Source organism: Cellvibrio sp. GW822-FHT04B05 (assembly GCF_058800985.1).
Genome location: NZ_JBXAMU010000002.1, coordinates 536,366 through 555,338 on the forward strand (window position 1 = coordinate 536,366; position 18,973 = coordinate 555,338).

Genomic DNA, 18,973 nt, shown 5'->3' on the forward strand with positions numbered 1-18,973 from the left:
AAAACACGGCCTTGCGAAAAATTGCGAAAAAATCAGGCGGCCGTGGCTTGTTCGTAAGCCCACGTCAGCCATGGCAACAATACTTCCAGATCGGCCGTATCAACAGTTGCACCAGACCAGATACGCAGACCGGGAGGGGCATCACGGTATGCGCCAATGTCATAGGCGACCCCTTCCTTATCCAGCAACTTGACCATCGCTTTAACCTGATCAGGAGTTGCTTTCACGATGAAACACACACTGGTATTGGACAGGGTTTCTTCTGTCTGCGCCAGGAAATCAATCCAGTCATTTGCCGCAACAAAATTTTTCAATACTGCCAGATTGGCGTTGGAGCGCGCGATGGTTTCTTTTACGCCGCCAATTGCGCGTACCCAGTCAAGCGCGTCCAGATAATCAGCCACTGCCAACATAGATGGAGTATTGATGGTATCGCCCTTGAAAATACCTTCAACTACTTTACCGCCGCTGGTCATGCGGAACAGTTTTGGCATCGGCCAGGACGGTTTGTAAGTTTCCAGACGCTCGACAGCGCGCGGGCTGAGAATCAACATGCCGTGCGCACCTTCACCACCGAGTACTTTCTGCCAGCTATAAGTGATGACATCCAACTTTTCCCACGGCATATCCATCGCAAATACAGCCGAGGTTGCATCGCAAATAGTCAGGCCTTTACGGTCGGCTGGAATCCAATCCCCATTCGGCACTTTCACGCCCGAGGTAGTACCGTTCCAGGTGAAGATGACATCGTTATCAAAATTCACTTTAGACAGATCAGGCAGCAAACCGTAATCCGCTTCGTGCGCATTTACGCTCAACTTCAATTCTTTGGTAGCGTCGCTCAACCAGCCTTTGCCAAAGGATTCCCATTGCAGGATATCCACACCGCGCTCACCCAACAGCGACCACATGGCCATCTCGACGGCACCGGTATCGGAGCCAGGCACCACACCTACACGGTAACCTTCCGGCAAGCCGAGCAATTCGGCGGTGTCTTCACACGCGCGTTGCAATGCTGCTTTACCGATAGTCGAGCGATGTGAACGCCCCAAAGTGGAAATATCTAATTGATCCAAGCTGTAGCCCGGGCGCTTGCTGCAAGGGCCAGACGAGAAATTGGGATTGCTGGGTTTTACTGCTGGCTTCATGGTTATCCTCTAGCTGACAAGAAAAGCGAGCCTGCTGGACAACACCGGCAGTACCCGCCAAACGGGGCTCACCCTCGACCAACCTACAGGGCAAACCCGGAAAATTCGGGGCGTCGATTATGCCAGCTACACATCAAATAACCTAGCCAGCGAGAGTGGATTCGCAAGTAAAAAAAACGGCGGGTAATGTAGAGACAAAAAAAAGCCCTCTGAAACTCAGGGGGCAAGAGGGAGACGTCGATGCATCAACCAGACATCGACGGTGAGAGACCATCAACCATTTAAAACCCGGCTTTTACAGAGATAAAGCCAAGTAAAATTCAATCAACTGCAGCTAATTTAAAACTTAATGACAGCGCTGTCAAACTAATTTGCAACGGCCCTCCAAATATGAGAAAGAGCCCCCAAAAATTGGTATTTTGAAGGCTTTAATAGCGCAAAAGAAATTTAAGCAGGTTGGGTCAGTTTTTCTTCTAACGAACAATATCGGGCGATAAAGTCTTCATGGCTCGGCAACAGGCGTAAGTTACGGGCAACATGATCGCTAAACCCTTTCATGTAAGCCCGGAATTCATTATCTGCCATATTATCGACAATCGGCTGATAATGCTGCGGCACAAATCCCTGGCCAATCATCACTTGTGTCCAACCATTGCTTCTGAATAATTCATCGCCACCTAATGCCAACATTCCGCTTTCAACAAACATATCCATGCGATGACGAAGCGTCTCCGGTATAGACATTGTGCGCACATAATTCCAAAACTCTGTGTCATTACGGCGGGTGGAGTGATAATGCAAAATAATGAAATCGCGAATACTCTCTGCCTCCTCACGCGATTGTCGATTATATTCTTCGACCAAAACAGGTTGAATCCCGCGCAGCGGAAACATACGCAGGAATCGAATCAGCGCTGAAGTAACCATATGAATACTGGTTGACTCAAGTGGCTCTAAAAATCCAGAAGCCAAACCAAGCGCGATACAATTTTTATTCCATCCGAGTTTGCGACGTCCGGTTTTAAATTGAATCAGGCGTGGAGACATCAACATTTCACCACGGATATTGTTGGCGAGCGTTTTTTCTGCCCAATCACGATCCGCAAACGGACTGGAAAACACTACTCCATTACCTGTGCGGTTCTGCAATGGAATCCCCCATTGCCAACCAAACTCATGCGCGGTGGCGCTGGTGTAGGCATTTGCCGGACCGACCTTTGCAGACTGCACTGCCAACGCAGAATCGCATGGCAACCAATGCTGCCAATTTTCGTAACCCGTTTTTAATGTTTCCTCGATGAGCAAACCACGAAAGCCCGTGCAATCAACAAAGAAATCACCGGCCAAAGTGGAGCCGTTTTCTAAATGCAATTGAGTGATATAACCTGAATCAGGATCTTGCTCGGCACGCTTAACTTTTCCTTCCAGCCTGACCACACCCAACTCTTCACTGTAACCGCGCAAATATTTTGCGTAGAGTCCCGCATCAAAATGGATTGCATAATTCAGGATGGGATTTTCACATATCGCAAACCTGCCAGCACGCGCAGCTTCTTGCTCCAAGCAGTACGCGCCAAAAGGTGTATTCATTCCCAGCTTCCTGGATCGCGTCCAGAAATGTTGGAATTCTCCCCCCCAAAAAATGCGTCCGACATGGCCAAATGCGTGAATATAATCTTCACCAATTTCGCCCCAATTCTTAAAATTGATACCCAATTTGAAAGTGGCGTGCGTAGCGCGCATCATTTCCGGCTCCGGGATACCAATCAACTTATGGAATGCCATCATCGTAGGAATTGTTGCCTCACCTACACCGACAGTAGGAATAGCATCCGACTCAAGTAATGTGATATTGAGCCTGCCCTGGTAAATTTTTCCGATGGCAGCAGCGGCCAGCCAACCTGCTGTTCCTCCGCCTACGATGACAATACTTTTAATCGCTTGCATACCTGACCTCCATAATTTTTATATTTGCGTCTTGCAACATAACGCTTCTTTTTATTAAAGCCGGCTATTTTTAATATCAACCATTTGTTGGATATTTGTGATTGAGCCAATGATCAAATAGGCATAACGAAGCAGGCCCGAACGATGCAAGTTAGCAACTTCAGCATCGGACAATGCCAATAATTTCTCCTTGCTAATAGTTGCGTAATGACTGTTTTTATAACGCACACCATTTGAAAATTCTATGTCGAGAGTAATTCTCTCAATCAAATCCAGGCGTTTAAACTCAGACAGCATTCTCTCGGCTTCAGCAACCCCTTCATGCACCACGGAAAGCACATTCGTTACCCGCTCCAAAAACGGTGAATTTCCACCAAAAGGTAAAAAAACCGCTTCGCCCTCATCACCTGTAGATATGCGCGGACTATCTAAATCGATATGTACAACCGGTTCAATTTCTCCGGAAGGTCGCTCCTGCATACCGATAATAAAAGGCTCACGCTCGATCACCGAGGGAATATAAGGTACAAGCCACTTATCACCAGATAAAAATAAATTCTCATTCAACTCAAAACCGAAGAGAGCAACCGTAAGCCAATCTCCGCCCTCGCTAGCTTGAAATAAAATAGGATAATATTTCTGCAACTCATTAAACTCGGTCGGATAGACGACACAACCACCAACCGCATCGCCAAGATCACCTCCGCGACGCGTTAGAATACGCAGGTCTTTATGTGCAATATTATTAAGCAATTGATACTGAGCCATAATAAAACTCCAAACTAATTATTAAATTTTTCTTTTAACTTATTAAAGTAAGTGCGATTGGACGGTAAGTTCGTAAGATAATGTTCACGCTTAGCCATGAGTGTGTCTATCTCTCTGAGTAACTCCAGGTTTTTTTCACTCGCGCGTGCCAGCGAAGGAGTCATATAGGATGGCTGCATCCCCATCAAAACATATTGATAACTCGCCGACGGAAATAACTCCATAAAATGACCAAAATCATTTAATACCGGATCGCGATAACGCCACTCATCCAGCAGATTTTGCAGTCGATCGGTAGCAGGAATGCCTTCCGTCACATGCTGCCAATATGCTGTATCACGCCTATCACTCAACAAATAATGCAATTGCAAAAAATCCCGAATCCGACTCCAACGCTCGATAAAAAGCTGATTGTATCTAACCGCAATACCTTTCAAAGCTGATTGTGGTGCGGGTAAATTTTCGCATAAGTAAGCTGCAGTCAATTCCACCATTACCAGAGCTGACGCTTCCAATGGCTCTATAAATCCGGCAGACATCCCAATTGCAACACAATTACCCACCCAAGGTGTCAAGCGATATCCCGGATTAATAATTAATTGGCGAGCATCAATTACAGAGATTTCTTTATTAATATTCGCAACATATCCTGCCAAAACCTCACGCGCACGCTCCTCAGTAGAAAACGCACTCGCATACACATATCCAACTCCACGCCGATGCTGCAATCCGATATCCCAAATCCAACCCGCCTCCTGCGCTGTCGACAATGTTGCACTCTGGATTTCGTCATCAGCGTCGGGATAAATAACAGGAATTGCTAACGCACGATCATTCGGTGAGACATCGGCCAGTGAAACGAACTCACTTGGCAACACACCACCAATTAATTGATTATGGGTACCACTGGCATCGACGAAAAAATCAGCTTCCAGCGTTGTACCATCAACCAAATTTAGCGCTGTTATCAAACCTTCATCGTTAATATTTGCCGTTTTGAAATGACCAATAACGTGACTTACACCAAGCCGGTCTACTGCATGCATTTTCATCAACTGTGCAAATTTTCCGGCATCAAGATGGTAACCATAATTTAAAACACCGGCATAGTCCGGGGTATGTAATTGTTTTGGTGCAACACCAGCATCAATCGCATGAGACTGCAAACACAGCCAGTGCGAAAATGAAACCGATGGATTTACTTTTTGAAAATTTAGACCGCGGGAAGCGCGTCCTGAAGCAGGAGGAAGAGTGAAAGGATGATCGTAAGATTCACCTTTTCCTTCTCGCCAGTTAACAAAACGGGATCCCTGCTTATACGAAGCATTGCAATAGTGTAAGAACTCATGCTCCGGGATACCAATTTTTTCTAGCGTTTCTCGCATGCTTGGCCAGGTACCCTCACCCACCCCGATAGTCGGCACATCAGACGACTCAACCAGAGTGATCTCAACAGGAGTGGAATCGATTGATGCTCGCTCGGCGGCCAGACGGGCAGCCATAATCCAACCCGCAGTGCCTCCGCCCAGTATCACTATTTTCCGCTGCACGCTAATACCTCAATACAGATACATGATCTGAGCTTTTACAAAAAACAAAGCCGCTGTTCCCAGCGGCTTTGTCCAAACAATCAATCAGGTAAAACGCCTGCACTAGAAAGTGTAACGCAGACCTAATTGGTAACGAGCACCCAGATCTTCCAAAGACAACAACTGCGCTTTTGAACGACCATGGGTACGGTAGTTTTCACCAGTCACATTGATACCTTCAGCAGTTACAGTCAGGTTCTCATTAATTTCATAGCCAACCGATACGTCGATTTGTGAATAATCTTCAACGTATTGTGGTTGGTTACCACCACCAGCGGTACGGCTCAACAGGAAGCTATCACGCCAGTTGTAAGCCACACGAACTTGCCATGCATCTTTATCATAGAAACCGACAAAGTTAGCGGTATCCGATAAGCCAGTGATTGCAAACTGACCTACAGTAGAAAGATTGTTGAACTCAACATCTGCATCCACCATGGTGTAGTTACCTTGCACACCAAAACCAGAATCACCGAACCAATGCTGAACCGCAAATTCAATACCATCAATTACTGTTGATTTGTCGTTAACTGGCTTATTCACAGCCCAAACCAACAGAGGGTCATCACCATCAGCACGTACCCATAGACCATTCGAAGAAATGAACTCAGGGCTAGAATTATCATGCACGTATGCATGTAGAGCAGCTTCGTCACCTTGAGAAATACCACTTCCAACCGCAAGCTGGCCCAACCGCACATCACGTAAACCGTATGCAGTTTCCTGGAAGATTTGGGTACCAATAAAACCATCTACATCTTTACGGAAGTAACCTATCGACAGATAGCTGTCATCGGTGTAATACCATTCTGCAGAAAGGTCGATGTTTTGCGATTCCATTGGTTTCAAGGATGCATCACCAGCATTCGCAGTTCGGTGATATAAATCATTCAAACCGACATCAGGACGCAAATCAGCGTAGCTTGGACGACCAATAGTTTCACTATAAGAGAAGCGCAGTTTCAGTGAATCGATTGGGCTAATATCGAAGTCAATATTCGGCAATAAGTAATCGTAAGAGCCAGTTTCTCTCTGCGGAGTTTTCTCATTTGCATAAACAACTGACCAATCGTTGTCGCTTTGCCACCATAAAAGCTCTGGTGCATTTACTAACGAGGATGAAGTTACATCGGTCTCTTCATAACGCAGGCCTACTACCAAGTTAGATTCCAAACCACCCAGCTCGAAGTTCGAATTGAATTGGACGAATGCTGATTTGCTTTCTTCTTCGATAGTACGGTTGGTAGTGTAAATTCCGTTCCACTGGATCTTGCCATTTACGAAGTCATAGAAATCTGCCGGGAAATTACCGCTCGCATTGATATTTTCTACAACTTCAACAATTTTTGACAAGTTTGCATCAACACCAACAAAGAACAAATCATTTTTGGTTGTTGCACCATAGTCAGGGAAATCTTTACCAAAATCACGGCTTTCAAAATATTGATCAGGGAATAAACCTGGATCAACACCATCCCAGTTACCAACACCCGAACGACTATCACCAGAAGCGCGACTGGAATTTTCATCAGTGCGCTGTTCAATACCAAATTTCAAACCCGCGTTTTCAAAGAAGCCTGCACCATTGAATTGGAACTCACCAAACAATTGAGTTTGTTCAATCTCGGTACGGGTATGCGAGCGCGGGCTGTTACTCATTGCGCCACTTACATCGCCGCCGTCAACAATACCGTTACAATTACCATTGATGTACACAGGACGCGGCGCTCTATCGCGCTCCAGACAGTCGTTGACCTTGACACTCATCAGCGGCATGCTCTTGGACCAGTCAACATATTCTTCAGTCACAACGTTGGCGTTAAGACCAATTTCAAGGCCTTGGCTATTGTTGTTAGCGCTTGACTTGTGGTGATCAAGAGTCAACTTCAATTGATCATTAACTTCGAACGCAAAGTTAAGGCCAAGAGAGTTGTTCTGGGTCAAAGAGTCGACTTGACCGCCGGCAAATGATACGTCTTTAGTACCATTGTAAGATTCACGATATAGAATCGGAGTACGAACTGCACCGTTATCGAAAGTTAATTCAGAAATCGCATTGGTGTTAAACCATACTGATTGCTGTGCACGCTCAGAAGTACGGTCAAGTTCAGAATAGGTGTAATCCAATGTTGTTATTAAACGTTCAGTTGGCTTGAACTGAATTACGGCTTGAGCATTGCTCCGCTCGCGCTTGTTGTCTTGCACCTCATAACGTAAATCGGTCGGCAACGCATATAAATCACCGTTGTTTGGCGCGTTATTGATTTGTGCGCCAGCCTGGAAACGACCTGTCGACGTTGCATCCCATTCGTTGATATTGGACCAGTTATTAACGAAGTTATTCGCGTTTGAGCTATCGCGACGCTGGTAAGAACCGGTAATCGAAACACCGAAAGTCTCATCGTCATTTACCCAAGAGCCCAAACCGGATACTTCCGGAGTAATTTCATCACCTGCACCGGCGCGTACAGTTTCATCCTGAATTGCCTTCACGCCAATAGTCGCGCGATTGCCCGCTTCTAAAGGGCGTAAGGTTTTAATATTGATTGTTGCCCCCAAACCACCAGTGGCAATATCAGCGCGACCGGTTTTGTATACATCTACACCAAACACAGACTCAGATGCCAAGTTGGCAAAGTCATATGCGCGAGTTGATGAATCACCGGTATTACCGTTGGCAACAGCAGGCATAACGCGGCCGTTCAAAGTCACCATATTCAGCTCAGCGCCAATACCACGAGCGGTTACTTGAGAACCTTCACCATCAGAACGGTTAATGGAAAGACCTGAAATACGTTGCAATGATTCTGACAAGTTAGAATCAGGCATCTTACCGATATCTTCTGCAGAAATAGCATCAACAACACCGACTGCATTACGTTTGGTATCCATCGCCTGCGCAACAGACGCACGGATACCAGTAACGGTTACTTCTTCTACAGTATCGTCTTGCGCAAAAGTCACGCTGCTGAAACTTGCAGCAGCAATTGATGCCACCGCGGTTGCCAGTATTTTTCTCTTAAAGCTTATAGTTTTGTACATGGAGCTCTCCTTTATTATCGTCAGGAATTATGTTTTCCGGTACACGCATGCCTGAATTACAGCCTGAAATGACTGCATTCCAAACATTTTCACTTTCGGAATGAAAGCGAATTCTTCACTGAGTTCTAGCTATATTTTTTGTTGAATTGACCCTAAAATGATTTTTTAAATATAAAAAATCACAATTATCTATTTTTAAATATAAATAATACTTAATAACGATATTGCTATCTGTCGCACGAATAGCGCGTCACAAGTTGCGCACAAAACTACTACCATGTGACAGCGCTGTCAATTATCTGAAAGCGCTTTCACGTGTAAATTTAAGCAATGAGAGCAGCAGACCTGTTATAGTCAAATTGACAAAATTACAGCCGACTTATTCTGGTGCGTTATAGCTGCCAGTTAATCGGCGGCTTATTATGACTTTGCAAATAGTCGTTTGCCTGCGAGAAATGGCCGCAACCGATAAACCCACGGTGAGCCGATAATGGTGAGGGATGAGGAGCCTTGAGAATCAGATGTTTGCGCGGATCAATGAGGGCCGCTTTCTTCTGCGCGTAGCTACCCCATAAAAAGAATACAACACCTTGACATTGATCGTTTACCACTTGAATTGCTTTGTCAGTAAAAGTTTCCCAGCCCTGCCCTTGATGGGAGCCTGCGCGTGCCTGCTCCACAGTCAAAGTGGCATTAAGTAACAGGACACCCTGGTTTGCCCAGCTCTGCAAATAGCCATGATTAGGGATATTAAAACCAAGATCCCTGCGCAACTCTTTGAACATATTTTGGAGGGAGGGTGGAGCTGGAATACCCGGCTGAACCGAGAAGCAAAGACCATGGGCCTGATTAGGACCATGATAGGGATCTTGTCCCAGAATAACGACTTTGACCTGATCAAGCGGCGTAGAATTAAACGCGTTAAAGATATATTTTGATTCCGGATAAATTACCTTCCCCGCTTGTTTCTGCTGCAATAGAAACTGTTTTAGTTGCTTCATATAGGGAAGTTCAAACTCCGGCGCTAAATGGGCCAGCCAACTGGGATGTAAATCAATAGGTTTGCGGGGACTATTCATAGTAGAGCGACCAAAAAAATTTGATGCACTCTACCATTGACCACAGGGAAACAGAAAGAATCGGCGAATAGAAATTAATCGAATACCCAGCGTAAACCAGCACCGACAATCCGTCCTGCACCGGGAACCCCAACATAGTTAGAAGGGCGATTAGCGGGTAGTAAATACTGCTTATCGAACAGATTATCGACATGAAGATACACTTCTACATCACTGCGAACCAAATAAGACACATGCGCGCTGTAGACCGTATGGCCGCCAAAATCTGTGTATTCAGTGGTCGTGATATTAGCCGGTGATTCCTGTTCATTAGGATCGCGCTTGGCGCCCTGATAGTTAGCCAGCAGACTGTATTTCCATTCATTGCGGTGATAGCTGAGACTACCACTAAGCAAGTTACTCGACTCAGTGTGAATGAAACCCACCGGATTCATAATGTGGGTTAATGCAATCCGCGACTCCCAATGCGGTCCCCAGGCGCTCTGCCACTCAAACTCCATACCCGCCACGCTCTGCTGGCTATTTCCCCAGCTGCGTTTAAATTGTGGCGTTATCGTTTCGACAATCGCATTCTTAACATCGGTATTAAACAATGTTGAGGAAATGTAGCCCTTCTCTAACAAATGCATCCATATCAACTCAGTCGTCTGGGCAGTTTCAGGACGTAAATCAGGATTTTGTTCAAAGCCACTGCTATTGAGAACTGAGGTTTCAATCCGACTCGGAGCGCGAAAGGCCTCGGAATATAAAAGCTTTAATGTATCGATATCTCCCACCTGCTGTACCAATCCGACCCGAGGACTTAAATGCGAGCCAAAGTCCGAATAGCTATCCCGACGCAAACCTAAAGTCAGCGCCAGCCTATTCGTTATAGGAGTCTGATATTGCCCAAAAAAACCATTGATAATGCGACCATCCTCAGGAGCTTGGGGTAGGTTGACCAAAGATTGGTTAGGCGGTGATTTCACATGCGCATCGGTATCAACCAACTCGGGATTGCGCCACTCCCACCCCATTAACCAATGAGAGCGGCTATACTCGCCCTGAAGAATCCACTGCGTGCCCAGTTCCTCCTCATGCACACCGCCATCGATAATTGAATAAGGAATAAGCGATGCCGCTGCACGCAGATCGAAAGCTTTATGCCCTTTAAAAAGGCGTCCATTGATAGTGAGTTCATCAGTAAACTCCCGCTGCCACCCAATATTTACACTTTCGGATGACGTGGTATATCGGTTACTGTCGTTATCTACATAACCAGAGACATAGAAACCCTCCATATCACGCCGGGCAATTCTGGCAGTTAAGGAAAACTCCCCCACTTTAGCGTTGAGATATAGATCATCTGATTGAAATGGATCTCGCGTATCCACATAAACCGGTGTCGCAGGATTAGGGAAAGGCTCATAGATATTTAATCGCTCACCATCGCGTTCCGTTCGGCCCGCATAGATTGACAAACTACCGCCCTCTCCCTGCCAATTCCAGGCAAGACTGGTATGAAGCCGCCCGTAACTACCTGCATCGACCACCAACTCGCGCCGGCCTGCGGTAACGATATTAATCACCCCCATCACCGCATTGCTGCCATAGATGGAAGCACCTGGGCCACGGATAAACTCCACTCGCTCCACATTCTCGATACTGATAAGACTATCGCCCTGGTTTGCGCCGCCCGACCAATCGTTATTGAGCCGCTGCCCATCGATCAAAATCAATATTTCACTGCCGTTATTACCCAGACGGCGACCGCGGCTAGACATACTGAGATTGAGTGTAGAAGCATCGGAGCGATAGCCCTGATAACCGGGAACCAAATTCACCAACTGGGGAAGATTTTGGAGGCCCAAGCGACGTATATCCGCACGGGTGAATACTGTCATTGATGAAGGGACTGTCTGCAGGGACTCGTTGGTAAGGGTGGAGCCAGTAATTTTGGTCTGTAACAGCGCCTCCAGCGATAGCATTAATAAATCGGTATCCTCGGCCCTTGAATAACCGGACACGGCACAAGACATGCTCAATGTAACCCACCCAATCGGCTTTAAACAAAATCGTGCCATTACGAGCCTTTATTCATTATTTATCTGCTTTGGTATCAAGCCTAGCAGAGCACTTAAAGACTGCTAGAGAATGATTGAACCGCCATATAAATAAATCACCAAAACGAAAAAACCCGGCATTTCTGCCGGGTTTTTTGACATATCCAGTTCAGTTTGAATTAGAGTTTGTCGCCATGCTCTGCCAGGTATTTCGCAACACCAACTGGTGATGCGTCCATACCTGCATCACCCTCTTTCCAACCAGCTGGACATACTTCGCCGTGTTGCTCATGGAAAATTAATGCATCAACAGTGCGGATGGTATCGTCAATATTACGACCGATGGGCAGGTCGTTAACGATTTGTGAGCGAACTATGCCCGCTTCATCAATGATGAAAGTACCGCGGAAAGCTACGCCATCAGCAGATTCTACGTCGAAAGCTTTAGCGATTGAGTGAGTGATGTCAGCAACCAGCGTATAACGAACCGGGCCAATACCGCCCTCGTTCACTGGAGTGTTACGCCATGCGTTGTGAGTAAATTGAGAGTCGATAGACACACCAATCACTTCAACATTGCGCTTTTTGAACTCTTCTACACGGTGATCAAATGCAAGCAGTTCTGACGGACATACAAAGGTGAAGTCCAGTGGATAGAAGAAAACCACTGCTTTCTTGCCTTTGGTGGCAGCAGCAAAGTTGTAACCGTCTACGATTTCACCGTTAGCCAATACTGCTGACGCAGTAAAATCCGGTGCTTGTTTACCAACTAATACGCCCATATCTAATCTCCTAATGGTTAACGTTCAATGGTGAATATATGAATCCGTGGGGACAAAATCAGGGATAGGAACCAGAATACTATTCATCGGTTATGAATATATGACGGTCATTTATTGATTACCTGATATTTATCGATAGTGCGCGACTATCATACACAGGCACGTTCACTAGTCATATTGATTTTCTATATAGTGCGGTCAAAACTGTAACTATGACGATTTCATTGGCACATTAATCCCTCTCCTACCGACTGGTTATAATAGCGAATATAAATCCCTGCTAAACGCGATTCCTTCCCATAAATTATTGACACAAATTCTCATTACCATTAGAGTTTATTTGTCCGCGAGATGATCGCATTTTTTGGGCAAATTACTCTGGAATTGTTTTATGTACGTCTGTGTCTGCAAAGGTATTACTGATCGTCAAATCAAAGCTGCAATAGATGACGGTGCAAGTTCGCTTGGGCAATTACGTAAAGCCTTGGGGGTTGCTAGCCAATGCGGTAAATGTTCGGTAATGACACGCGAAATCCTGGATGAAGCCTTGAGCGATACACCAATGATTAACGGCTTACCGCAGTTTTATGCAGTGGCTTAAATACCCTTTTTATGATGTTCCAAGCCAAAACAGAATCTAAATCATTGTCATTTTTAGTATTTTTTCCTTCTCCATCAATCACTTAGAACAGTCATTTGCTTGACATCACCTGCCCCGAAGGCCAGACTCTCCTTTTTGTTATTTAGTGCATAAGGAGAACTCTATGAAAGGCGATCCGACCGTTATAGCCGTGTTAAACAAAGTCTTGGGAAATGAACTGGTTGCTATCAACCAATATTTCTTGCATGCACGCATGTATAAAGATTGGGGTTTGAAAGAACTGGCTGATCACGAATACCATGAATCCATTGACGAAATGAAACATGCCGACGCATTGGTCGAGCGGATTTTGTTTCTGGAAGGCCTGCCCAACTTACAAGATCTGGGCAAACTGCACATCGGTGAAGACACCCCGGAAATGCTTAAGTCTGATTTAAGAGTAGAACTCAAGGCGATTCCCGATCTGCGCGACGGCATCACCGTATGTGAAGGCGTACGCGATTTTGTAAGCCGCGATTTGCTGAAAAGCATCCTCGAATCCGAAGAGGAGCATGTTGATTGGCTGGAGACTCAACTTTCATTGATCGATAAAGTCGGCATCCAAAATTACCTGCAAAGCAAAATGGCTCCGCAGTCATAACATTTGCAATTGGCAAAAAATAACAAAGGATCTCATAGCCACTGCTGTCCCATCGTTTTAGCTAAAAGAAAAGCCTGTTGTCCCAAGTTGATGCAATGTGAGTGCGAACAAACAGGGGAGAAACAAAGGACAACAGGTTTTATCGCATGCCAAGCCTGCATTTCACTAACAACTAAAACCTTTCGAGCGACGTCCTGCGGCAAGTGCGTTACCCACGGCGAACCTCCAAACAATCCTCCAATTAATTCCGCTCATTCATGGGTGCCATTCGTGATGTGCGCCTGATTAGCGTAGGTGACTCCATGTTTTTCAAGATATTCGCGGATTAATTGACGCACCACTTGAGAGGGAGTCATGTCTTGAGAAGCACAAAGCTGCTCAAAAGCATCCTTTTTGGTGGGGTCAATAAGCACCGTAAGGCGCGCAGTTTTCTGTTCCATATCCTCTCTCTCATCTTCGAAAGTTTTATAAAAAAGTGATGTCCGGGGGAGGGATACTGCCTACAAGACGAAGATCACCTCCAGTCCTGCGCCGCGCTCTGGTAACCCTGAGTGTCATGACTCACAAATCATTAATCTCTGTAAGAATACACTATAAGATGAAAATTATAATTACATTATAATTACATTATAATGTAATTAGCATAATATGATAACGATGGCTACACTGCACAGGTCAAGACACACTGAGGGTAGGCCTATGTCATACAGAGCCCATTTGTTTTCCTTACGGATAGGGCACGCCCTACGGGAAAGTTGTTTTGCAGAGCCGTACACGGGGTTAAGGTTTCGAAAAGACCTGCTGGCAGGTTTGACGGTGGGAATTATTGCGATTCCACTGGCGATGGCCCTGGCAATTGCCACTGGTGTCGCTCCCCAATATGGATTGTATACAGCAGCCATTGCCGGTTTTGTCATTGCACTAACAGGCGGCTCCCGCTTCAGTATCTCCGGTCCAACCGCCGCCTTCGTTGTCATTCTTTATCCCATTACCCAAAAGTACGGTCTGAGTGGCCTCTTACTCGCCAGCGTAATGGCGGGCGCCATACTGGTGGTGATGGCGCTCTTTCGTCTGGGGCGACTCATTGAATACATACCCGAACCGGTAATACTGGGCTTTACCGGTGGTATTGGTGTGGTGATAGCCACCCTGCAAATAAAAGACTTTCTCGGCCTGCCCATAGCGACTATGCCGGAGCACTACCTCGAAAAAATTAACCTTCTCGCAATATCCCTTGGGCACACCCATTGGCCGAGCCTGTTAGTGGCCGGATTTACCTTGGCGATTATGGTGTTGTGGCCTTATCTGAAAATACCGGTGCCCGCACATTTACCCGCCGTGATTGTCGGCAGTCTTGTGGCATTGGTGTTGAATGATGCAGGTCTGGGCGTCGATACCATTTATTCACGTTTCAGCTATATCGCCGCCGACGGCAGCACCGCGCAAGGTATCCCACCCATCCTGCCGAGCTTCGCATGGCCCTGGCGGCAACCGGATGCTAATGGCAATACGCTGGTAATTAGCTGGAGTTTGGCGCGCGACCTGCTGCCCGCCGCCTTTGCGATTGCCATGCTGGGTGCAATTGAATCGCTTTTATGTGCTGTGGTGCTGGATGGCATGACCGGTAAACGCCACAGCGCCAACAGTGAACTGCTCGGTCAAGGGATTGGTAATCTCGTCACTCCATTTTTTGGTGGTATAACGGCAACAGCAGCCATCGCGCGCTCAGCAGCCAGTTTCAAAGCGGGCGCTGAATCGCCTGTTGCAGGCATGATTCACGCTCTGGTGGTCGTACTTGGCTTGGTTAGCCTTGCGCCACTATTGGGGTATCTACCCATGCCTGCTATGGCAGCGCTACTGATAGTAGTGGCGTGGAATATGAGTGAAGCCCCCAAAAGCCTGCACTTACTCAAAACCTCCCAACTCAGCGACATTCTGGTTTTCCTGTGCTGTTTTTCGCTAACGGTTTTATTCGACATGGTACTTGCAATCACCGCAGGCATTGTGTTGGCGGCAATACTGTTTATGAAAGAAATTGCCGATATGACCCGCGTAGTTGAGATTACACACAACAAACAGTATGTGCCGACAGAAGTCCCAGAAAATTACCGGATATTTAAAATTACCGGCCCCTTATTTTTTGCCGCTGCCGATAAAATATTGGGTGAACTCACGCGTTATTGTGAGCGCGACAAAATTGTTATTTTATACCTTGATAACGTCACCATGCTGGATGCGGGTGGCTTATCTGCACTTACCAAGCTCATCACGCATTGCCGCACAGTGGGGGCGCAGCTCACGCTTACCGACTTGCAATTCCAACCTTTAAAAACACTGGCCAAAGCCAACATCAAACCTATCGAAGGCATTTTTCGTTTATACCCATGTCTTGGTGATGCACTGCAATCACCCCACAGCTCTTTACCTTCTATTACATGTTCCTTATAGAGTTTTATGCCCCATGAAAATATCTAAAGTAAAAGAAAAAGTTCTCGCCAATGAAACTATTGCGATTGAAATGATGCGCAACCCCGCCGAGTTATCGGAATGGGTTATCTGGATTCGTGAAAGCGATGGAAAAAGCTTTCTGTTAATGAATGAATTTGATGTAGTGATTACCACTACCGATGCCAATCAAGCGCTGCTGTTATTACGCTCTATCGGTATCAAACAAGCCAATATCGTTCTTTAAAAATTCTTCGATGAAACTTAAATTTTTGACTACATATTTATCCAACCGGTTAATGCGCGCAGCTTAAACACGATATCGCCATGCTTTAATACCACCCCATCAACATAAATTTCCTGAACAATAAATTGTCCTGCCCCAACAATATTTCCCACCCCGGTAGTTTGGTTATTGATAACCACGCTGCTGACGCCACCTGCGAGAAAATTGTGCCGCGCATAACTGATGGTCGGTACTCGCTGGCGCATATTCCATGGCAGCGAATTAAAATCGGGAATGTTGGTGATACTGTCATAAGTCCGCGGCGGTGCTTGCTCTACCGGTACGGTCGGCAATGCAGCGGGATCACCTATCCGATTAAATGGATCAACTATGGTTTCGGATGCAGCTGCAGTAGTCGCTGCCTCTGCCGCATAGAGTTCACTGACCCCGGTGTCGATGGCCGCTACCGGGGCAGCATCTTCACTGGCATAAAGGCTTTCCACCGCTGCGCTGGGAGCAGCAACCTTGGGCGCCGCTTCCACCACCGGTACGGCAGCGGGTGTTGAATCGACCGCTGGATTTGATACGACTGTTTTTGTGGTGGCCGCACTTGCTTCGGCAGCAGAAGCCTTTTGTTCAACTTGTGATGTTGGAGCAACGACAGCCTGCCGGACGGCGACAGTATTTTTTTCTTGTGCCGATTGCGTTAAGACGGCGGGACGGAACAATAGAATCAGCACCGTAACAATTACCGAAATAGTCAGCACACCACCCAATATCCACCAAAGATTGCGGCGGCCATTAGGCTCGGCATGAAATTCCCGCGCACTGTGCAAGGTATTAAGATCCGGTACCGCATTCTGGTTTTTACGCTCATTTTCAGCGCGATTCAGGGCATCCAAAATTAATGACATACAACTAAAGCCCTTGTTTTTCTGTAGGAGAGAATATAGGAGCAAGTAATTTTTGCTCATCCAATTCCACCAGGAGTTTATCAACTCCCATCACTTCATTTAATCGGCGCAAGGTCTGCGCATTGATTGCACCGTTGGGAAGAATATTTTGCGTCGACTGGAACAGCTCTACACGCTTTTGCAACCGCTCGGTAAAAAATTGTCGGGTCAAAGGCGCCGGCTGCTGGTCGAGCGTCGCAAATTGTTCAGCAATCCAGGTCACCAAATCACCTCTATCACCCAACTGCAAATCACCCTCAAATGATTTCGGGCGCGACCACACATACAACAAATCGCCATTCCATACATTCGCGATTTCGCTCCAGGACACAATTTTTTCCACGCCGTTTTCCAATACCAATGCGTGGTTTTCGCTCAATCCGATCAGTAATGCGTACACCCATTTTTTATCGGGGGTTGCCAGTGTCAACAATCCAGGGCGATTAATATCTTTTAGTTCGTCCCAGGAATTAATGCGTGCTTTTTCACACACATAATCGGCATCTTTCACTACCAGGCAGGGATTCTTTTTATCCCCCACCGCAATTCCTACGTAAGTAAACATGGCCAATTGTGCTGCGGTAAGATCACGGGTTGCCATAGCTACTACAGCGGGTATTGGTTTGGGTTGATTGCGTAATTCACTGAGCGAGCCGGATGCGAGCTGTTGTTTAACATCAGTAGCTGATGATTGTGCGGATGAAACCTGACCTGCCGATATACTGCTCGCTGCTTGTGCCACTACTACAGGCGAGGTAGTGTCATCAGGTACCAGAAACCAAACACCCAGCATAATCCCCACCAGTGCTACCACAAATACCACATGCCATGAGGTGCGCGCGGTTGCTAATTTTTCTTCCTCCTGGGTTGTTGTACCGGCAACTTCTTTTACAGCGGCCGCAAAGATTTGCTTATCAATATAGTGATGATTTTGCGAATAAGCGCCCAGCAATAAACGCTCGCTGATGACATTAATCAAGCGCGGAATACCACCACTAAAGGCATGGATCTTTTTAATCATTGAATCGTTAAACGGTCGCTGGTGATCGGGCAATCCGGCAATTTTCAAACGATGAGCGATATAAGCTTTGGTTTCCGCAAGACTCAAGGCCTCAAGATGAAAGCGCGCAGTAATCCGTTGGGATAATTGCCGCAACGCCGGACGCGCCAATAACTTTTTCAACTCCGGCTGACCGACCAACATGATCTGCAATAATTTTTCGGTGGTCGTTTCAAGATTGGTCAGTAAACGAATCTGCTCCAACACCGGCACTTTTAATAATTGCGCTTCGTCAATCAACAAAACGGTTTTGCGTCCTTTACGATGGTTATCGAGCAGGAATTGGTTGAGTGAATCGGTTAACCCTTTAACCGTTAATTCATCGACGATGTAACTGACTCCCAGCTCATCGCAAATAGTCGAGAGCAACTCGGGCGCACTGCCCATTGGATTGAGGATGATTGCCATATCCGTATTGGGTGGCAATTGCTCCAGTAAACAGCGGATGATCGTCGTCTTACCGGTGCCCACTTCGCCAGTGAGCATCACAAATCCACCGTTCTGGATGCCGTATAACAGGTGCGCCAACGCCTCCCGATGCTGGTCGCTCATAAAGAGGTAGCGCGGGTTCACGGCGATGGAAAAAGCGGGTTCTTTGAGCCCGAAAAAATCGTGGTACATAGGCCTATCGTGCAAAGTTATTATGGATAC

Annotated in this window: 15 protein-coding genes; 4 read left to right on the forward strand and 11 right to left on the reverse strand. The window is 46.5% G+C overall.

Going from position 1 to position 18,973, the window contains the following annotated elements; translation table 11 throughout:
• Window positions 1–32: 32 nt before the first annotated feature.
• The 8 genes from AC1RJL_RS07905 to AC1RJL_RS07940 all read right to left on the reverse strand — a co-directional run bounded on the left by AC1RJL_RS07905 (window position 33) and on the right by AC1RJL_RS07940 (window position 12,397).
• Entirely contained in the window at window positions 33–1,148 is a 1,116-nt protein-coding gene (locus tag AC1RJL_RS07905; protein WP_492912655.1) for a phosphoserine transaminase, read from the reverse strand.
• A gap of 447 nt (window positions 1,149–1,595) precedes the next feature.
• Window positions 1,596–3,095 (reverse strand): tryptophan halogenase family protein, encoded by a 1,500-nt coding sequence (locus AC1RJL_RS07910; protein ID WP_492912657.1) that lies wholly within the window; start codon window positions 3,093–3,095, stop codon window positions 1,596–1,598.
• A 54-nt stretch (window positions 3,096–3,149) separates the two neighbouring features.
• Window positions 3,150–3,863 carry a SapC family protein gene (locus tag AC1RJL_RS07915; RefSeq protein WP_492912659.1) on the reverse strand — a complete coding sequence of 238 codons (714 nt, stop codon included), beginning with the start codon at window positions 3,861–3,863 and terminating at the stop codon, window positions 3,150–3,152.
• Window positions 3,864–3,877: 14 nt separating this feature from the next.
• Window positions 3,878–5,413, reverse strand: coding sequence for a tryptophan halogenase family protein (locus AC1RJL_RS07920; RefSeq protein ID WP_492912661.1), 1,536 nt, complete (start codon window positions 5,411–5,413; stop codon window positions 3,878–3,880).
• Window positions 5,414–5,515: 102 nt separating this feature from the next.
• Window positions 5,516–8,494, reverse strand: a complete 2,979-nt coding sequence (locus tag AC1RJL_RS07925; RefSeq protein WP_492912663.1) for a TonB-dependent receptor — start codon at window positions 8,492–8,494, stop codon at window positions 5,516–5,518.
• Window positions 8,495–8,886: 392 nt separating this feature from the next.
• On the reverse strand, window positions 8,887–9,573 hold the full coding sequence (gene ung, locus AC1RJL_RS07930; protein WP_492912665.1) for a uracil-DNA glycosylase: 687 nt from the start codon (window positions 9,571–9,573) through the stop codon (window positions 8,887–8,889).
• A gap of 74 nt (window positions 9,574–9,647) precedes the next feature.
• Window positions 9,648–11,591, reverse strand: a complete 1,944-nt coding sequence (locus AC1RJL_RS07935) for a TonB-dependent receptor plug domain-containing protein (protein ID WP_492912667.1) — start codon at window positions 11,589–11,591, stop codon at window positions 9,648–9,650.
• 203 nt (window positions 11,592–11,794) lie between these two features.
• Complete coding sequence (locus tag AC1RJL_RS07940) at window positions 11,795–12,397, reverse strand: peroxiredoxin (RefSeq protein WP_492912669.1); 603 nt, start codon at window positions 12,395–12,397, stop codon at window positions 11,795–11,797.
• A gap of 391 nt (window positions 12,398–12,788) precedes the next feature.
• Here AC1RJL_RS07940 and AC1RJL_RS07945 point away from each other — a divergent pair, with 391 nt between their 5' ends.
• Complete coding sequence (locus AC1RJL_RS07945; RefSeq protein ID WP_492912671.1) at window positions 12,789–12,998, forward strand: bacterioferritin-associated ferredoxin; 210 nt, start codon at window positions 12,789–12,791, stop codon at window positions 12,996–12,998.
• A 163-nt stretch (window positions 12,999–13,161) separates the two neighbouring features.
• Window positions 13,162–13,638: a bacterioferritin gene (gene bfr / locus AC1RJL_RS07950; RefSeq protein ID WP_492912673.1), complete on the forward strand. Its 477-nt coding sequence runs from the start codon at window positions 13,162–13,164 to the stop codon at window positions 13,636–13,638.
• Window positions 13,639–13,889: 251 nt separating this feature from the next.
• Here bfr and AC1RJL_RS07955 read toward each other — a convergent pair whose 3' ends face one another.
• Window positions 13,890–14,078, reverse strand: a complete 189-nt coding sequence (locus AC1RJL_RS07955) for a hypothetical protein (protein ID WP_492912675.1) — start codon at window positions 14,076–14,078, stop codon at window positions 13,890–13,892.
• 259 nt (window positions 14,079–14,337) lie between these two features.
• Here AC1RJL_RS07955 and dauA point away from each other — a divergent pair, with 259 nt between their 5' ends.
• Together dauA and AC1RJL_RS07965 are read left to right on the forward strand one after the other, a co-directional pair.
• Window positions 14,338–16,086, forward strand: coding sequence for a C4-dicarboxylic acid transporter DauA (dauA, locus tag AC1RJL_RS07960; RefSeq protein WP_492912677.1), 1,749 nt, complete (start codon window positions 14,338–14,340; stop codon window positions 16,084–16,086).
• A 13-nt stretch (window positions 16,087–16,099) separates the two neighbouring features.
• Window positions 16,100–16,330 carry a hypothetical protein gene (locus tag AC1RJL_RS07965; protein WP_492912679.1) on the forward strand — a complete coding sequence of 77 codons (231 nt, stop codon included), beginning with the start codon at window positions 16,100–16,102 and terminating at the stop codon, window positions 16,328–16,330.
• A 29-nt stretch (window positions 16,331–16,359) separates the two neighbouring features.
• Here the strand turns inward: AC1RJL_RS07965 and AC1RJL_RS07970 are convergent, their stop codons facing one another.
• Together AC1RJL_RS07970 and AC1RJL_RS07975 are read right to left on the reverse strand one after the other, a co-directional pair.
• A complete protein-coding gene (locus tag AC1RJL_RS07970; RefSeq protein ID WP_492912681.1) occupies window positions 16,360–17,223 on the reverse strand; it encodes a hypothetical protein in 864 nt (287 codons plus the stop codon).
• A 4-nt stretch (window positions 17,224–17,227) separates the two neighbouring features.
• The gene (locus AC1RJL_RS07975) at window positions 17,228–18,943 is read right to left on the reverse strand and encodes an ExeA family protein (RefSeq protein WP_492912683.1); all 1,716 of its coding nucleotides are present in this window, start codon (window positions 18,941–18,943) and stop codon (window positions 17,228–17,230) included.
• Window positions 18,944–18,973: the final 30 nt, after the last annotated feature.

Bases quoted from the DNA above. Each gene is read 5' to 3' on its own strand.
- AC1RJL_RS07905 (WP_492912655.1), bottom strand. From the start codon at position 1,148: ATGAAGCCAGCAGTAAAACCCAGCAATCCCAATTTCTCGTCTGGCCCT.
- AC1RJL_RS07910 (WP_492912657.1), bottom strand. From the start codon at position 3,095: ATGCAAGCGATTAAAAGTATTGTCATCGTAGGCGGAGGAACAGCAGGT.
- AC1RJL_RS07915 (WP_492912659.1), bottom strand. From the start codon at position 3,863: ATGGCTCAGTATCAATTGCTTAATAATATTGCACATAAAGACCTGCGT.
- AC1RJL_RS07925 (WP_492912663.1), bottom strand. From the start codon at position 8,494: ATGTACAAAACTATAAGCTTTAAGAGAAAAATACTGGCAACCGCGGTG.
- ung (WP_492912665.1), bottom strand. From the start codon at position 9,573: ATGAATAGTCCCCGCAAACCTATTGATTTACATCCCAGTTGGCTGGCC.
- AC1RJL_RS07935 (WP_492912667.1), bottom strand. From the start codon at position 11,591: ATGTCTTGTGCCGTGTCCGGTTATTCAAGGGCCGAGGATACCGATTTA.
- AC1RJL_RS07940 (WP_492912669.1), bottom strand. From the start codon at position 12,397: ATGGGCGTATTAGTTGGTAAACAAGCACCGGATTTTACTGCGTCAGCA.
- AC1RJL_RS07945 (WP_492912671.1), top strand. From the start codon at position 12,789: ATGTACGTCTGTGTCTGCAAAGGTATTACTGATCGTCAAATCAAAGCT.
- bfr (WP_492912673.1), top strand. From the start codon at position 13,162: ATGAAAGGCGATCCGACCGTTATAGCCGTGTTAAACAAAGTCTTGGGA.
- AC1RJL_RS07955 (WP_492912675.1), bottom strand. From the start codon at position 14,078: ATGGAACAGAAAACTGCGCGCCTTACGGTGCTTATTGACCCCACCAAA.
- dauA (WP_492912677.1), top strand. From the start codon at position 14,338: ATGTCATACAGAGCCCATTTGTTTTCCTTACGGATAGGGCACGCCCTA.
- AC1RJL_RS07965 (WP_492912679.1), top strand. From the start codon at position 16,100: ATGAAAATATCTAAAGTAAAAGAAAAAGTTCTCGCCAATGAAACTATT.
- AC1RJL_RS07970 (WP_492912681.1), bottom strand. From the start codon at position 17,223: ATGTCATTAATTTTGGATGCCCTGAATCGCGCTGAAAATGAGCGTAAA.
- AC1RJL_RS07975 (WP_492912683.1), bottom strand. From the start codon at position 18,943: ATGTACCACGATTTTTTCGGGCTCAAAGAACCCGCTTTTTCCATCGCC.